Origin of the sequence: Streptomyces sp. Z26, from assembly GCF_003665095.1 — a bacterium.
Classification (GTDB): domain Bacteria; phylum Actinomycetota; class Actinomycetes; order Streptomycetales; family Streptomycetaceae; genus Streptomyces; species Streptomyces phytohabitans.
Window position 1 is genome coordinate 1,701,985 of sequence record NZ_RCHV01000002.1, and the last position, 14,924, is coordinate 1,716,908.

Below are 14,924 nucleotides of genomic sequence, written 5' to 3' on the forward strand. Positions count from 1 at the left end.
GGCGACCGCCCGCGACTCCGTTCACCCCGTGACGCCGGTCACCCCGTGACGACGTTCACCAGCTTCGGCGCCCGTACGATCACCTTCCGGATCGTGCCGCCCGCCAGGGCCGCCGCCACCGCCGGGTCGGCCAGCGCGGCCTCTTCCAGCTCGGCGTCGGTGATCGACGGCGACACCTCCAGGCGCGCCTTGATCTTGCCCTTGATCTGGACGACGCAGGTCACGGTCTCGTCCACGACGTACGCCGGGTCGGCCACCGGGAAGTCCGCGTACACGACGGACGTCTCGTGCCCCAGTTTGCGCCACAGTTCCTCGGCGACGTGCGGGGCGAGCGGCGCGATCAGCAGTACCAGGCCCTCGGCGACCGCGCGCGGCACGGTCGGCTGCTTGGTGACGTGGTTGTTCAGCTCGGTGATCTTCGCGATGGCCGTGTTGAAGCGCAGCCCGTTCAGGTCCTGCCGTACGCCGTCGATCGCCTTGTGCAGCGCCCGCAGCGTCGCCTCGTCCGGCGCGTCGTCCGTGACGGTCGCGGCGACCTCGCCGGTGGCCTCGTCGACGACGTTCCGCCACAGGCGCTGGAGCAGCCGGTACTGGCCGACGACCGCGCGGGTGTCCCAGGGCCGGGAGACGTCCAGCGGGCCCATCGCCATCTCGTACAGGCGCAGCGTGTCGGCGCCGTACTCCGCGCAGATCTCGTCCGGGGTGACGGCGTTCTTCAGGGACTTGCCCATCTTGCCCAGGGTCCGGGAGACCTGCTCGCCGCCCAGGAAGTACGCGCCGTCGCGCTCCTCCACCTCCGCGGCGGGTACGGCGATGCCGCGGCTGTCGCGGTAGACGTACGCCTGGATCATGCCCTGGTTGAACAGCTTGTGGAACGGCTCCGCCGACGACACGTGCCCCAGGTCGAACAGCACCTTGGACCAGAAACGCGCGTACAGCAGGTGCAGTACGGCGTGCTCCGCGCCGCCCACGTACAGGTCGACGCCGCCGGTGGGCATGCCGTCGCGCGGGCCCATCCAGTAGCGCTCGACGGACGGGTCGACCAGCCGCTCGTCGTTGTACGGGTCGAGGTAGCGCAGCTCGTACCAGCACGAACCGGCCCAGTTCGGCATGGTGTTGGTCTCGCGCCGGTACGTGCGCGGGCCGTCGCCGCGCCCCAGGTCCAGGGTGACGTGCACCCAGTCGCCGTTGCGGGACAGCGGCGTCTCGGGCGAGGTGTCGGCGTCGTCCGGGTCGAAGGTGCGCGGGGAGTAGTCGTCGACCTCGGGCAGTTCCAGCGGCAGCATCGACTCGGGCAGCGGGTGGGCGACGCCCTCGTCGTCGTAGACGATGGGGAACGGCTCGCCCCAGTACCGCTGCCGGCTGAACAGCCAGTCCCGCAGCCGGTAGTTGACGGTCCCGGCGCCGATGCCCTGCTCCTCCAGCCACGCCGTGATCCGCGCCTTCGCCTCGACGACGCCCAGGCCGTCCAGCACGACGCGGCTGCCCGCCGAGTTCACGATCCGCGCGTCGTACGAGGAGAACGCGTCGTCCCAGGCGGCCGGTTCGGTGCCGCGCCCGTCCGAGGGCTCCACGACGCAGCGCATCGGCAGCTCGAAGGCGCGCGCGAAGGCGAAGTCGCGGTGGTCGTGCGCGGGGACGGCCATGATGGCGCCGGTGCCGTAGCCCATCAGCACGTAGTCGGCGATGAAGACGGGGACGCGCTCGCCGCTGACCGGGTTCACCGCGTGGGCACCGGTGAACACGCCGGTCTTGTCCTTGGCGTCGGCCTGCCGCTCGACGTCCGACTTGGCGGCGGCCTGCGCGCGGTACGCGGTGACGGCCTCGGCCGGGGTGGCGTGGCCGCCGGTCCACGCCTCGCGGGTGCCCTCGGGCCAGGCGGCGGGCACGATGCCGCCCTCGCCCGCGACCAGTTCGTGCTCGGGGGCGAGCACCATGTACGTCGCGCCGAACAGCGTGTCCTGCCGGGTGGTGAAGACGGTGATCGCGGTCTGTCCGCCGGCCCCGTCGCCGCCCGTCCCCGTGGTCTCGACGGGGAAGTCGACGCGGGCGCCCTCGCTGCGGCCGATCCAGTTGCGCTGCTGCAACTTGATCGCCTCGGGCCAGTCCAGCGGGTCCAGGTCGGTCAGCAGCCGCTCGGCGTACGCGGTGATGCGCATGTTCCACTGCCGCAGCCGGGACTTGAAGACGGGGAAGTTGCCGCGCTCGGAGCGGCCCTCGGCGGTGACCTCCTCGTTGGCCAGCACGGTGCCCAGCCCGGGGCACCAGTTGACGGGCGCGTCGGACGCGTACGCCAGCCGGTACCCGCCCAGCAGGTCCGCCCGCTCCGTACCGTCCAGGTCGCTCCAGTCGGCGCGGCCCTCGGGGGTGGGGCGGCGCCCGGACTCGAACTCGGCGACCAGTTCGTCGATCGGCCGCGCGCGGCCCGCCTCGTCGTCGTACCAGGAGTTGAAGATCTGGAGGAAGATCCACTGCGTCCAGCGGTAGTACGAGGTGTCGATCGTCGCGAACGAGCGCCGCTGGTCGTGCCCCAGGCCCAGGCGCCGCAGCTGCGAGCGCATCTGGCCCATGTTGGCCTCCGTGGACACCCGCGGGTGGGTGCCGGTCTGTACGGCGTACTGCTCGGCGGGCAGCCCGAACGCGTCGAAGCCCAGCGTGTGCAGGACGTTGTGGCCGGTCATGCGCTGGAAGCGGCCGTAGACGTCGGTGGCGATGTAGCCCAGCGGGTGCCCGACGTGCAGGCCCGCTCCCGACGGGTACGGGAACATGTCCATGATGAACTTCTTGGGCTTCGCCGCCGTCTCCGGGTCGCCGCCCAGGGAGCCCTCACCGGGGTTGGGCGCCTCGTACGTGCCGTGCTTGTCCCAGAAGTCCTGCCAGCGTGCCTCGATGTCGGCGGCCAGCGCCGCCGTGTAGCGATGGGGGGCCGCGCTCTCGGCGGCGTTCACGGTCTCGCTCATCGTCCTCAAGCTCCATCGGTCGTCTCTGCTTGCCGGGACCCGCCCGGGAAATGAAAAATCCCCTCGCACAGGAGGGGATGCCGCGCTGACTCCGGCCCCGTTCAGAGGGGGTCGGCGTTCCTCAGCGCGGCCCGCTAAGCAGAAGGCGTACGGCACGCATGCGCTCAGGGTACCGCAAGGGGCAGAGGCCCTCCGGGGCGTTCCGGAAACGCCGACGGCGTGTGCCCGGAACCTTCCCGAGCACACGCCGTGTGCCGATCACGTGGAGCTAAGGAGATTCGAACTCCTGACCCCTTGCATGCCATGCAAGTGCTCTACCAACTGAGCTATAGCCCCGAGAATGGTCCGCGCGGAAAACGCGGCCAGAGGTGTCACCGGAAGAATCCGGCGTCCGTCCTGTGGCGTCCCCGCTGCGGCGCTGCCCACTCTACACGCCCGCGGCACCGCTCCGCCAAAGCGATTCCCCCCGCGGCACCCCCGCCACCCGGCACTCCGTACGGGAGCCGCGCGCCACGGCCCGTACGGCCCGAACCGCCGCCGTACGGCGGGCCGTTGGGGAGGGCGCGGTGTCGTGTCAGGCCGTGGCGAAGGAGTAGAAACGCTTCAGCGTGCAGTGCTCGTCGAGCAGGCGACCGTAGATCGGCTCACCGTCCAGCTCGCGGTACGTCTCGATCGGGTCGCCCCTTATGATCAACGCCCGCGCGCAGTCCTCGCACCAGTACTGGAAGTCCGCGTTCACGGGCTCCATGTCGCGGACGATGGGAGTGCCGCTGCCGCACCAGTCGCACTTCCTGCTGTGAGCACCCATCAGTCAGCTCCAGGTGTGGCCACAGGCCGTGCACACGTAGGGAACTCCTCCATGTCGCCGAGGAACCGGGCGACCTCCGATGAACCGCAGGCGGGGCGCCGGAGAACCGTGGCAGGCATCGCTCCGCCCCTTCCGGCTCGCCCCGCCCCGTCCAGTCTTCCCGATTCTGCCATGTTCTTCCGTTCCGCAGCAGCCCCGGTCAGAGCCTCGCTCGGAGCTTCCGGCGAACGGGCGGAGGGGTGCCGGGGCGGGAACGGACCGGCGGCGGGGCGCGGCGGGGACGCGACGACCGCACAGCAGAAATCCCGCCCCTGGGACAGGGACGGGATCGGTGGTGAAACGGAACCGGAGTGGAGCTAAGGAGATTCGAACTCCTGACCCCTTGCATGCCATGCAAGTGCTCTACCAACTGAGCTATAGCCCCGGGTCGTGCGAACGGTCAGAAGCTTAACGGGTGCGGTGGCGGATTGAGAAATCGCCCCGTCCGCACCCCGCCGACCGCCCCGGCCGACGCCCGTACGCACCGGCCGTCACCCGCCGACGTACACCGCCAGTCGTCGTCAGTCGTCATCCCCGAGCACCGGTTCCGGCAGCGTCCCCGCGTTGTGCTCCAGCAGCCGCCAGCCGCGCGCGCCCTCGCCGAGGACGGACCAGCAGCAGTTGGAGAGACCGCCGAGCGCCTCCCACGTGCCGGGGTCCAGCCCCAGCAGCCGCCCGATGCTCGTACGGATCGTGCCGCCGTGGCTCACCACGACGAGCGTGCCGTCCTCCGGCAGCTTCTCGACGCTCCGCTCGATCACCGGCGCCGCGCGGTCCGCGACCTCGGACTCCAGCTCGCCGCCGCCGCGCCGCACCGGCTCGCCGCGCTTCCAGGCGGCGTACTGCTCGCCGTACCGCTCGACGATCTCCTCGTGCGTCAGCCCCTGCCAGACGCCCGCGTACGTCTCCCGCAGGTTCTCGTCGTGGGTGACGCGGAGGCCGGTGACGGCGGCCAGTTCGGCGGCCGTGGCACGGGTGCGCAGCAGGTCGGAGGCGAGGATCGCGTCCGGCTTCAGCCCGGCCAGCAGCCGCGCCGCGCGCCGGGCCTGCGCCAGCCCGGTCTCGGTCAGCTCGATGTCCGTCGAGCCCTGGAAGCGGCGCTCCAGGTTCCACGCCGTCTGTCCGTGCCGCCACAGGACGACGCGGCGCCCGCGGCTCACTCCGCGTCCCCGGAGTGCGCGGCCCCCCGCCCCAGTGAGGCCTTCGCGTCGTCGGGCAGCTCGATCTGCGGGCAGTCCTTCCAGAGGCGCTCCAGCGCGTAGTACACCCGCTCCTCGCTGTGCTGGACGTGCACGACGATGTCGACGTAGTCGAGCAGCACCCAGCGGCCCTCGCGCTCGCCCTCGCGGCGGGCGGGCTTCGCGCCGTGCTCCTTCAGCAGGTGCTCCTCGATGGCGTCGACGATCGACCGGACCTGCCGGTCGTTGGGCGCCGAGGCGAGCAGGAACGCGTCGGTCAGGGCGAGGACTTCGCTGACGTCGAACGCGACGATGTCGTGCGCGAGCTTGTCGGCGGCGGCCTGGGCGGCGGCTTCGACGAGCTCGAGGGAACGGTCCGTGGCTGTCACAGGCAGAGCTTTCGGTGGGAAGGGTCGGAAGGTCCGGGAGGTCCCGGACGGTGGAAGGGGCCGACCCGGACCGGCGGGTCCGGGCGGCGCACCCCAGGATCTCACGTACGGGCGCGGGCGCTCAGCCCTCGTAGTCCCCGCCGAGTTCCACCGTCACGTCCGCGTTGTCGGCGCCCTTCCCCTTCCGTACGGCGCTCTCCGCGAGCCCCAGCGTCTTGGCGACCTCCACGGCCTGCGTCTTGCGCGCCTCGTCCGCGTACGTCACCCGCGAGCCGCCGCCGCCCCCGCCCTGGCCGCCGTCGACGACGGTGAAGCCGCCGTTGACGAGTGCGACACGGGCCGCCTCCAGGTCGCCCCGGCCGCCCGCGCGGACGCTGACGGTGGGTGCGGCGCTCGGGTCGGAGTTCTTGACGGTGCCGCCGAGGATCTTCTTGGCGACGCTGTCGCTGGTGGTGCGGCTGAGGGTGCCGTTCGTCTCGACGGGCAGCACCTTCGTGTCGAAGGCGCCGTCCTTCGCGAGGGCCGAGAGGCCCGCGAGGGTCGCGCCGAGGGACTCCTCGGAGAGGGACGGGTCGAGGATCTGGCCGAGGGACTTCACGGTGTTGGTCGCGGAGGACCGGTCGCTGGACGTCTTCTGGAGCACGGCCTCCATGACCTGCCCGAAGCGCGCCAACTGCTTCGCCTCGTCCTCACCGGTGGCGCCGTACGTCGCGTACGCCACGGCCGCGCGCCCGTCGAGGCTGCTGCCCTCGCCGCGGGTGACGACGGGCTTGTCGCCCTTCTTCGCGCCGGGCACGTCGGTGTCGGTGTCGAGGGTGATGCCGCCGACGGAGTCGACGAGGATCTCCAGGTACGGGGTGTCCAGCCGCCAGGTGCCCTTGATCTGCGCGCCGAACAGCCGGTCCAGGGAGTCGCGGGTCGGGGTGGCGCCCTCGGACTCGACGGACTTGCCGAGGGTGGTGGTCGCGCCGTCGGCGGTGGACACGGCGAGGGAGTTGGGCAGCAGGAGCGTGGTGCCCTGCTTCGCGGTGGCGTTGTCGACGAGCAGTGCGGTGGAGCTGGCGTCGCTGTCGGTGGACAGCAGGTGGACGGCGAGCACGTCGCGCTTCTCGCCCGCGGCGGTCTTCCCGCCGTCGTCGCCGTCGTCGGAGCCGGGCAGCTTGCCCGCCTGCCAGAGGTAGCCGAGGCCGCCGACCACGGCGAGGACGAGGAGGACGACGAGCGCGCTCGTACGGTTCCGGCCGCGCCGCTTGGCCTCCTCGCGCCGTTCGGTGCGGCTCTCGCTGAACTTGAGCCAGTCGATGACGTCCTCGGAGTCGTCGGCCTCCTCCTCGACGAACGAGAACTGCTCGGTCTGGTAGCCGCCTTCGGGCTCCCGCTCCGCCGCGGGCGGCTCCGCCTGCCGCGGTACGCGCCCGCCGGTGTCGGCGGCGGGGCCGTACGGGTCGTACCCGGGGTCCGGCGCGTACGGGTCCGGTGCGTGCGGGTCCGGTGCGTGCGGGTCGGGTGCGTGCGGGGCCTGGACCGGCTGCTGGTGGCCGCTGTCGGTGGCCGGGCCGTACGGGTCGTAGCCGTACGGCTGCTGCCGCGGCAGCCGGCCCGTGTGCCCGACGTCCGCCGGGTCGGCGTAGCCGGTGGTCGGGTCGGCGTAGCCGGTCTGCCCCTGGTACGCGCCGTGGCCGGACTGGGAGCCGTAGGGGTCGTACGGGTCGTAGCCGCCGCCGTACGTCCCGCCCTGGTAGTCGCCCTGGTAGGCGTCCTGGACGGGCTGCTGGTGGCCGCTGTCGGTGGCCGGACCGTACGGGTCGTAGCCGTACGGCTGTTGCTGCTGTTGCTGACCGGTGTGCTGTTGCTGGTGCGCCTGCTGCGGGTCCTGCTCGTACACGGGGCGGCCGTACTCGTCGTAGCCGAGGACCCGGGGCTGCCGCCCGTACGGGTCGTAGCCGTAGCCGTCTGTCACGTGCGCGCCCCCACTTCCGCCCCGTTCCGGTACAGCTGCCGCTTGCTGATGTAGCGCACGACGCCGTCGGGCACCAGGTACCAGACCGGATCGTCGCGTTCCACCCTCGCACGGCAGTCCGTCGAGGAGATGGCCAGCGCGGGGACCTCCACGAGGGAGACCCCGCCGTCCGGCAGCCCCGGGTCCGCCAGCGGGTGGCCGGGCCGGGTGACACCGATGAAGTGCGCGAGGGAGAACAGCTCCTCCGCGTCCCGCCAGGTCAGGATCTGGGCGAGGGCGTCGGCGCCGGTGATAAAGAAGAGGTCCGCGTCCTCGTGCTCGGCCCGCAGGTCGCGCAGGGTGTCGATGGTGTACGTGCGGCCGCCGCGTTCGATGTCGCTGCGGCTCACGGAGAACTGCGGGTTGGACGCCGTCGCGATGACGGTCATCAGATAGCGGTCCTCCGCCGGGGACACCTGCTGGTGACTCTTCTGCCACGGCTCGCCCGTCGGCACGAACACCACCTCGTCGAGGTGGAACCGTGCGGCGACCTCGCTCGCCGCGACCAGGTGACCGTGGTGGACGGGGTCGAAGGTGCCGCCCATCACGCCCAGTCGGCGCCTGGCGGTAGCGGGCACTGCGTCCTCTTCCATGCGTGCCGACCTTAGCCGCTGCGAGCGCGCGCCGGAGGCGGCGCTCAGCGGTCCCGGTTGAAGCGGGTGGTGATCCACAGGAGCAGGAACAGGGCGAGCAGCGTGCCGCCGCCGATGACGTACGCGCTGAGGCTTTCGTACGCGCCGCCGTGTTCTTCGCCGCCGCCGGAGGCGACGGTGACGAGGGTGTCGTGCACGGAGCTGGTCGGAGTCATCGTCGGCTGAACCTATCCAGGAGGAAGCGGGCAGGGACCTGTCCGCGACATCGTATGCGGGCCGTCCGCGCGTGCTCACGCCGACCGTGCGCTGACGCGCGCGCAGGGCGTACGCGGTGGGCGCGGGCTCGGCGCGGGCGACCGCCCCGGTGTCCCGGTCGGGCGCGCAGCCGCACGTGCCGGGCGTCCTCGCCGACGTGCCCGGCCGCGTCGACCCGGCGCAGCCCCCTCGTCCCCGATTGTCCCGGCTTGGGAACGGTCCGCCGTGCCGGTCCGTTGCACCCTCTAGGCTGGGCGATCCATCCGACGAGGGGGAGCAGGACATGACAAACAGTACGGACGGCACCGAGCGCCTCCCCGGTCGCGACCGGCGCCGCTTCCCCGGGATCTCCTCCCGGGCGTACGAGCACCCGGCCGACCGGTCCGCCCTGGTGGCGCTGCGCAAGCTCACCGGGTTCGACACCGTGTTCAAGGCGCTCAGCGGGCTGCTGCCGGAGCGCAGTCTGCGCCTGCTCTTCCTCTCCGACTCGGTGCGCGTGGGCGACGAGCAGTTCGCGCACCTGCACGCGATGCTGCGCGACGCCTGTTACATCCTGGACCTGGAGAAGGTCCCGCCGATGTACGTCACGCAGGACCCGAAGCCGAACGCGATGTGCATCGGCCTGGACGAGCCGATCATCGTGGTCACCACCGGCCTCGTGGAGCTGCTCGACGAGGAGGAGATGCGGGCCGTCGTCGGGCACGAGGTGGGGCACGCGCTCTCGGGCCACGCGGTGTACCGCACGATCCTGCTGTTCCTCACCAACCTCGCGCTGAAGGTCGCCTGGATCCCCCTGGGGAACGTGGCGATCATGGCCATCGTCACCGCGCTCCGCGAGTGGTTCCGCAAGTCGGAGCTGTCGGCCGACCGTGCCGGGCTGCTCGTCGGGCAGGACCTCCAGGCGTCGATGCGCGGCCTGATGAAGCTGGCCGGGGGGAACCATCTGCACGAGATGAACGTGGACGCGTTCCTCAAGCAGGCCGAGGAGTACGAGGCGGGCGGCGACCTCCGGGACTCCGTCCTGAAGATCATGAACGTGCTGCCGCGCACCCACCCCTTCACCACCGTCCGCGCCGCCGAGCTGCGCACCTGGGCGGCCAGCCGCGACCACCAGCGGATCATGGAGGGGCACTACGACCGGCGTGAGGACGACAAGACCTCGTCGGTCACGGACTCGTTCAAGCAGTCCGCCAGCCACTACGGCGAGTCGATGAAGAACAGCAAGGACCCGCTGGCGACGCTCGTCCGGGACATCGCGGGCGGCGCGGGCGACCTCGGCGGCAAGCTCCGCGACACGTTCACCGGCGGCAACCGCGGGAGCGGTGGCAGCGGCGGGGCGAACGGCGGCGGGGAAGGCAACGGGAACGGCGGCGGGGCCAGGCCCGGCGCCGAGTAGGCGTCGGCCGGGGTTCGGAAGCCTCGCCGCCGGCCACCCTCAGCCGCGCGTCACCGGCCGGTGGGGCGCGGCTGCGCCGAGTCGGACAGGACGCCGCAGAGCGAGGCCCGGGACCGGTCCCGGGCGTACGGGTCCGTCCCGGCGGGCCCGTCGTCCTCCGCCCGCTGCCCCGCCAGCAGCGGTGTCAGCGCCCGCGCCGAGTCGGCGGTGCAGGCCGTCGGCCCGGCCCGTACGGCGGACTGCGCGACCTGGAGCTGGTGGTCCCGCAGGTCGTCGCGCCCGAAGTGGAACCGCATCTCGCGGCGCACGGTGAACAGCGACGCGCCCTTCTCGGCCTCCGCCCCCTTCCCCGCGCTGGCGGGGCGCAGCGCGTAGACGAAGACGTGGTCCGCGGTGACCTCCAGCAGGTTGGGGCCGACCTCCTGGACGGTGAGGCTGCCGTTGACGCGTACGTCCCGGTCGGCGAGCGCGACCCGCGCCGGGTCGAAGCGCACCATCCAGCCGGTCGCCGCGTGCCGCCCGTCGTCGCGGGGCCGCTCCAGGCTCCGGTCGAACTGCTCCAGCTGCGCCGGGTCGAGGAGGATGCGCACGGACCGGGACGCGTTCCCCAGCAGCACCTCCGGGTCCAGGGAGCTGGCCACCACGTAGTCCTTGGCGCCGGTGAGCGCCGCCAGGACCTGGCTCTCCGAGAAATGGTCGCTGCCGTGCGCGTCGGGCAGGGTGACGCCGTCGGCGCCGGTCCGGAACTGGGCCGCCGGACTGTGCTCGAACAGGTCCTCCGGCGTCGACCCGGGCACCTCGCCGCGCGGCGCGAGCGGCAGCGTGGTGACCCGCATCGGCTCGACGGCGCGCTGGGCGGCGCCCGGGTACGGGTTCTGGAGGCCCATGTAGACGGCGGTGGCGAACGCGACGACGATCAGCAGCACCAGTACGACGCCCTGCCGGGAGGCGCCCGCCGCACCGACGGCGCCGAGGCCCTTGCCGCCGACGCGGGCGGGTCGGGTGCGTACGGCGGCGTGCTCCTCGTCGTCCATCCGCTCCTGCGCGGAGAACTCCTGGAGCCGCGCGGCCTCGACGAACGACTCGTCGAAGACGAGCGCGCCGTAGTCCTCGTCACCGCCTCCCGGGCTGCCGTCCGGCGGTCCCTGGGGAGGTTCTTCACGCCCGGCCATAAGGACAGAGTAGGTCCGCGGGCACGCTCGTAAACGCGGTGGTGCGGTTCAACTTCGCGGGGTGGCAGCACGGTTCACGTCGGCGGCCCGGTCCCGGGGCGACGCCGGGGCCCTCGCGACCCGCGGTCACGGGCCCGCCGCGGAACGCGTCCGGGACGCGGCCCGCCGCCGACCAGGCTCAGCCCGCTCCGGCGCCCGCGTCCGCCCCGTCCGACGCGGACGGCGGGTCCGCCGGGGAGACCCGCTCCCGGTCCTCGGGTGAGGCGCCGACCCCGCTGGTCGCGGGCGGCGGCGAGGGCTCCTGGCGCCCGCCGGACGCGCCGCGGTACACCGCGGAGAACGCCATCGCCACCACCCCGATGCCCATCACCACGGCGAGCACCCAGGCCACCGGCCGCTGCCAGCGGGCGTGCCCGCGGTAGGGCGGCGGGGGGCCGTCGTGCGGGCCGTAGGCGTAGCCGAAGTCGGCGCCGTGCTCGTACGCCGGGTCGTGGTCGTAGGGGTCGGCGTGGCCGGTCAGGTAGTCGTCGTACTCGCCGTAGGTGATGCGGCGGCGGCCCGGCCCGCCGAAGCCCTCGGGGGCGTCGGGGTCGAACTCGCCGTCGGCGCCCGGCCCGTAGCCGAACCGATCGTCGTGCGGACGGCCCGGCTCGGTCTCGGCATGGGACTGCGCGGCGGCCAGTATCCGTTCGGCCGCGGTCGGTTCGTGCACCTCGGCTGCCCGCACGAAGCGCTCGTCGAAGACCACGGAGGCGAACTCGTCGTCCGCGCCCCCGTGGTGGCGGTCGTCGGGCTCCTCACCGTCCGGGAACGGCTGGCCCCCCACTTCGTCCGGCACGCGCCCCAGCGTAGTCCGACACGGTCGATTTGGGCAGGGAGAGCCGAAATCATTCCGTGATGCGAGACGCGGCGGCGGCTCCCCCGGCCCGCGCGGCGGTCAGTCGCGGACGTGGCCGTCGCCCGTGACCACGTACTTCGTCGAGGTCAGCTCGGGCAGCCCCATCGGGCCGCGCGCGTGGAGTTTCTGCGTGGAGATGCCGATCTCGGCGCCGAAGCCGAACTGGCCGCCGTCGGTGAACCGCGTCGACGCGTTCACCATCACCGCCGTGGAGTCGACCAGCGTGGTGAAGCGGCGGGCGGCCGAGGCGTCGCGCGTGACGATCGCCTCCGTGTGCCCGGACGTCCAGCGGCGGATGTGCCCGACGGCGGCCTCCAGGGACGGTACGACGGCGGCGGCGATGTCGTACGAGAGGTACTCGGTGCCCCAGTCCTCATCCGTCGCGGGCACGACGGCGGCCCCCGCCGTGGTGCCCGCCCGCTGCCACGCCGGGTCGCCGTGCACGGTGACGCCCGCCCCGGTGAGCGCGGCGAGGGCGCGCGGCAGGAACGCGTCCGCGATCCCGGCGTGCACGAGGACGGTCTCGGCGGAGTTGCAGACGCTGGGGCGCTGCGCCTTGGAGTTGACGAGGATGTCGACGGCCATGTCGAGGTCGGCGTGCTCGTCGACGTACACGTGGCAGTTGCCGACGCCCGTCTCGATGACGGGCACCGTGGACTCCTCCACGACCGTACGGATCAGCGAGGCGCCACCGCGCGGGATGAGCACGTCGACGAGGCCGCGCGCCCGCATCAGCTCCTTGACCGACTCGCGGCTCCCGCCCGGCACCAACTGCACGGCGTCGGCGGGCAGTCCGGCCCCGGCGACGGCGTCGCGCAGCACGGCGACGAGCGCGGTGTTGGAGGCGTACGCGGAGGAGGAACCGCGCAGCAGCACGGCGTTGCCCGACTTGAGGCAGAGGGCGGCGGCGTCCACGGTGACGTTGGGGCGGGCCTCGTAGATGATCCCGACGACGCCGAGGGGGACCCGTACCTGCCGCAGCTCCAGGCCGTTCGGCAGGGTCGAGCCGCGTACGACCTCGCCCACGGGGTCGGGCAGCGCGACGACGTCGCGCACGTCGGCGGCGATGGCCGCGATCCGCTCGGTGGTCAGGGTCAGCCGGTCGACGAGGGAGTCGGGGGTGCCGGCGGCGCGGGCCCTGGCGATGTCGTCGGCGTTGGCCGCGACGATCTCGGCCGCGCGGGCGGGCAGCGCCTCCGCGACGGCGAGCAGCGCGGCGTCCCGGGCCGTACGGGGCAGCGGGGCCAGTTCAGCGGCGGCGTCGCGGGCGCGTACGGCGGTGGCGGTCACGGACGGTTCCGCGCCGCCGCCCGCCGTGGGGGCGTGCGGGGTGCCGGAGCTGGCGGGGGTGCCCGGGGTGCCGTCTTCGGTGCTCGTACGCGTCATGCGAGGCAGCCTAGGCGATGCCCGGCGCGGGCCACCGGCACAGCGGTCGGCCCCCGCCACAGCCGGTCCACCACGGGTCAGCGCCGCCCCAGCGCGTCGAACAGCTGCCCCGCCCGCGTAGGTTCCCGCAGCAGCCGCTCCACCAGCGGCCCGGTGCCCGGGTCGCCGCCGCCCTCCCGCGTCTCGCGCTCGGTCTCGTCGAGGTACTCCGCGACGGGCCGGGCGTCGGCGGCCAGCGCCACGTGGCCACCGGCCACCGCCGCGTGCACCGTGGCGTGGTCGAGGCCCGCCTCCGCGAGCCGCCGCCCGCCCTCGTAGCCGGTCCGGGACGCGTCCTCGGCTGTCAGGTGCGGGTACCGGAGCGCGACCTCGTACGTGGCCAGGACGGCGAGCAGTACGTGCTCGGTGCCCGGCGCGGTGGGGCGCGCGCCGAGGCGGTGCGCCTGCTCGTACGTCTCCATGCGGACCCACCAGGCGGGCCGCGACGCCCAGTTGACGGCGATCCTCCGCAGCAGCCAGCGGCGCCAGAAGGTGGCCCGCTGGTAGTGGGCGCGGCCGAGCAGCACCTCGCGGGTGGGGTGCAGCAGGGTCGGCAGCGGGTCGTCCGCACCGCCGGGCGGCGGGGCGGGGGTGCCGTCGAGCCGGGCGCGTACGGCCCGCGGGGAGGTGCCGCACAGCGCGAGCACCTCACCGGCGCGGTTGTCCTCCTCCAGCAGCGCCCGCAGCAGGTGTTCGACGCCGAGCTTCGCGGCGCCCGCCCGTTCGGCGTGCTCCATGGCGGCGGTCACCGCGTCGGCCGCCGCGCCGGTGAGGCGCACGCGTTCCTCGCCGTCCTCCCCGAGGACGTCGGTGGAGGCGACGCCCGCCGCGTCCCCGTGGTCGACGGTGCGCCAGGCGTCGTCCTTCCCGTCGCGTTCCCGTACGATCGCCGCCGCCGTCGTACGGGTCAGCCCCTCGTCCGCGAGGGCCTGCCGTACGGCTCCCCTGGCCGCGGTCATGGCGACCAGCAGGTGCTCGGTGCCGACGAGTTCGCCGCGGTCACCGCGGGCGCCCCGGGCGGCGCCGAGGAGGCCCACCATGTTCCAGTCGGACGGCTTGATCGTGTTCATGCGGCCCATCCCTCTTCCCCGTTCCCCTGGTTCCCGTCGCCCCGCGGTCCGCTGCTCCTGGGTGGCAGCGTGGCCGAACGGGGGCGGTGGGCGCATCGCCCGACGGTCGCGCCGGCGCCGTACCTTCGGACGGGGCCGGGCCGGGGAACGTGGTCCGATCGGCGCTGGAACGGGACCGGCCGCATGGTGTACGGGGGCGCACGGGCGACGGGCCCCGCCTAGGCGGTGTCCACCTAGAACGGGTGGACCCCCACGGGTGTCGCCGGTGCCGGGCCGTAGCCCTCCGCGACCCGCTGGTGGTACGTCTCCCGGCCGACGACCTCCAGGCCGACGATCTCCCACGGCGGCAGGCTCGCGGAGGAACGGTGCTCGCCCCACAGCCGGAGCGCGACGGCCGCGGCGTCGTGCAGGTCGCGCGCCTCCTCCCAGTACCGGATCTCGGCGTGGTCGTGCGCGTAGCGGCTGGTGAGCAGGAACGGGTGGTCGTGCGCGAGCTGTTCGAGGGAGCGCCGCACCTCCCGCAGGGGTGCCTCCTCGCCCGCGACGCTGAGCGTGATGTGCCAGAGCCGCGCCGCCTCGGCCGCGGCCGTACGCTCCGCCCCGGCCGTGGGGGCGACTCCGTCGGACACGGGCCAGGGGCTGGTGGCGCCGCTGGGCTGGGGCGAGCCCACGTCGACGCTGGCCAGTCGTCTCACCGGGGGCCTCCTGAAGTGCTGCGGCTGCACAAGGGGGCCGCGTGCGC

General features: G+C 73.4%; 13 protein-coding genes and 2 tRNA genes. 1 reads left to right on the forward strand and 14 read right to left on the reverse strand.

The genetic code is table 11. The features are described 5' to 3' along the window. Window positions 1–38: 38 nt before the first annotated feature. The 9 genes from leuS to D7M15_RS07540 all read right to left on the reverse strand — a co-directional run bounded on the left by leuS (window position 39) and on the right by D7M15_RS07540 (window position 8,181). The gene (gene leuS, locus D7M15_RS07500; RefSeq protein ID WP_121516779.1) at window positions 39–2,960 is read right to left on the reverse strand and encodes a leucine--tRNA ligase; all 2,922 of its coding nucleotides are present in this window, start codon (window positions 2,958–2,960) and stop codon (window positions 39–41) included. A gap of 263 nt (window positions 2,961–3,223) precedes the next feature. Then, window positions 3,224–3,296, reverse strand: a tRNA-Ala gene (locus tag D7M15_RS07505). A 238-nt stretch (window positions 3,297–3,534) separates the two neighbouring features. Then, window positions 3,535–3,768: a hypothetical protein gene (locus D7M15_RS07510; RefSeq protein WP_121516780.1), complete on the reverse strand. Its 234-nt coding sequence runs from the start codon at window positions 3,766–3,768 to the stop codon at window positions 3,535–3,537. Window positions 3,769–4,119: 351 nt separating this feature from the next. After that, window positions 4,120–4,192 (reverse strand) — tRNA-Ala (locus D7M15_RS07515). 136 nt (window positions 4,193–4,328) lie between these two features. Then, the gene (locus D7M15_RS07520) at window positions 4,329–4,967 is read right to left on the reverse strand and encodes a histidine phosphatase family protein (protein WP_121516781.1); all 639 of its coding nucleotides are present in this window, start codon (window positions 4,965–4,967) and stop codon (window positions 4,329–4,331) included. Next, window positions 4,964–5,374: a ribosome silencing factor gene (gene rsfS / locus D7M15_RS07525; RefSeq protein ID WP_121516782.1), complete on the reverse strand. Its 411-nt coding sequence runs from the start codon at window positions 5,372–5,374 to the stop codon at window positions 4,964–4,966. Before rsfS ends, D7M15_RS07520 begins: the two co-directional genes overlap by 4 nt. 121 nt (window positions 5,375–5,495) lie before the next feature. Beyond that, window positions 5,496–7,334 carry an LCP family protein gene (locus D7M15_RS07530; protein WP_121516783.1) on the reverse strand — a complete coding sequence of 613 codons (1,839 nt, stop codon included), beginning with the start codon at window positions 7,332–7,334 and terminating at the stop codon, window positions 5,496–5,498. After that, window positions 7,331–7,966 carry a nicotinate-nucleotide adenylyltransferase gene (gene nadD, locus D7M15_RS07535; protein ID WP_121516784.1) on the reverse strand — a complete coding sequence of 212 codons (636 nt, stop codon included), beginning with the start codon at window positions 7,964–7,966 and terminating at the stop codon, window positions 7,331–7,333. The genes D7M15_RS07530 and nadD overlap by 4 nt, the downstream gene beginning before the upstream one ends. A gap of 44 nt (window positions 7,967–8,010) precedes the next feature. Beyond that, entirely contained in the window at window positions 8,011–8,181 is a 171-nt protein-coding gene (locus D7M15_RS07540; protein ID WP_121516785.1) for a hypothetical protein, read from the reverse strand. Window positions 8,182–8,504: 323 nt separating this feature from the next. Between D7M15_RS07540 and D7M15_RS07545 the strand changes: the two genes are divergently transcribed. Further along, complete coding sequence (locus D7M15_RS07545) at window positions 8,505–9,617, forward strand: M48 family metallopeptidase (protein ID WP_121516786.1); 1,113 nt, start codon at window positions 8,505–8,507, stop codon at window positions 9,615–9,617. A 50-nt stretch (window positions 9,618–9,667) separates the two neighbouring features. On the opposite strand, the gene D7M15_RS07550 is transcribed toward D7M15_RS07545, so the two are convergent. The 5 genes from D7M15_RS07550 to D7M15_RS07570 all read right to left on the reverse strand — a co-directional run bounded on the left by D7M15_RS07550 (window position 9,668) and on the right by D7M15_RS07570 (window position 14,811). Continuing rightward, entirely contained in the window at window positions 9,668–10,789 is a 1,122-nt protein-coding gene (locus D7M15_RS07550; RefSeq protein ID WP_121516787.1) for a hypothetical protein, read from the reverse strand. Window positions 10,790–10,967: 178 nt separating this feature from the next. Next, complete coding sequence (locus D7M15_RS07555; RefSeq protein ID WP_121516788.1) at window positions 10,968–11,627, reverse strand: hypothetical protein; 660 nt, start codon at window positions 11,625–11,627, stop codon at window positions 10,968–10,970. A gap of 99 nt (window positions 11,628–11,726) precedes the next feature. Next, window positions 11,727–12,977, reverse strand: a complete 1,251-nt coding sequence (locus D7M15_RS07560) for a glutamate-5-semialdehyde dehydrogenase (RefSeq protein WP_240649598.1) — start codon at window positions 12,975–12,977, stop codon at window positions 11,727–11,729. 173 nt (window positions 12,978–13,150) lie between these two features. Continuing rightward, window positions 13,151–14,182, reverse strand: coding sequence for a Clp protease N-terminal domain-containing protein (locus D7M15_RS07565; protein ID WP_121520388.1), 1,032 nt, complete (start codon window positions 14,180–14,182; stop codon window positions 13,151–13,153). A gap of 233 nt (window positions 14,183–14,415) precedes the next feature. After that, entirely contained in the window at window positions 14,416–14,811 is a 396-nt protein-coding gene (locus tag D7M15_RS07570) for a hypothetical protein (RefSeq protein WP_206337461.1), read from the reverse strand. Between the last annotated feature and the right edge of the window lie 113 nt (window positions 14,812–14,924).

Excerpts from the sequence above, each read along its gene's own strand:
- D7M15_RS07510 (WP_121516780.1), bottom strand. The coding sequence starts at position 3,768 with ATGGGTGCTCACAGCAGGAAGTGCGACTGGTGCGGCAGCGGCACTCCC.
- D7M15_RS07545 (WP_121516786.1), top strand. The coding sequence starts at position 8,505 with ATGACAAACAGTACGGACGGCACCGAGCGCCTCCCCGGTCGCGACCGG.
- nadD (WP_121516784.1), bottom strand. The coding sequence starts at position 7,966 with ATGGAAGAGGACGCAGTGCCCGCTACCGCCAGGCGCCGACTGGGCGTG.
- D7M15_RS07540 (WP_121516785.1), bottom strand. The coding sequence starts at position 8,181 with ATGACTCCGACCAGCTCCGTGCACGACACCCTCGTCACCGTCGCCTCC.
- leuS (WP_121516779.1), bottom strand. The coding sequence starts at position 2,960 with ATGAGCGAGACCGTGAACGCCGCCGAGAGCGCGGCCCCCCATCGCTAC.
- D7M15_RS07565 (WP_121520388.1), bottom strand. The coding sequence starts at position 14,182 with ATGAACACGATCAAGCCGTCCGACTGGAACATGGTGGGCCTCCTCGGC.
- D7M15_RS07550 (WP_121516787.1), bottom strand. The coding sequence starts at position 10,789 with ATGGCCGGGCGTGAAGAACCTCCCCAGGGACCGCCGGACGGCAGCCCG.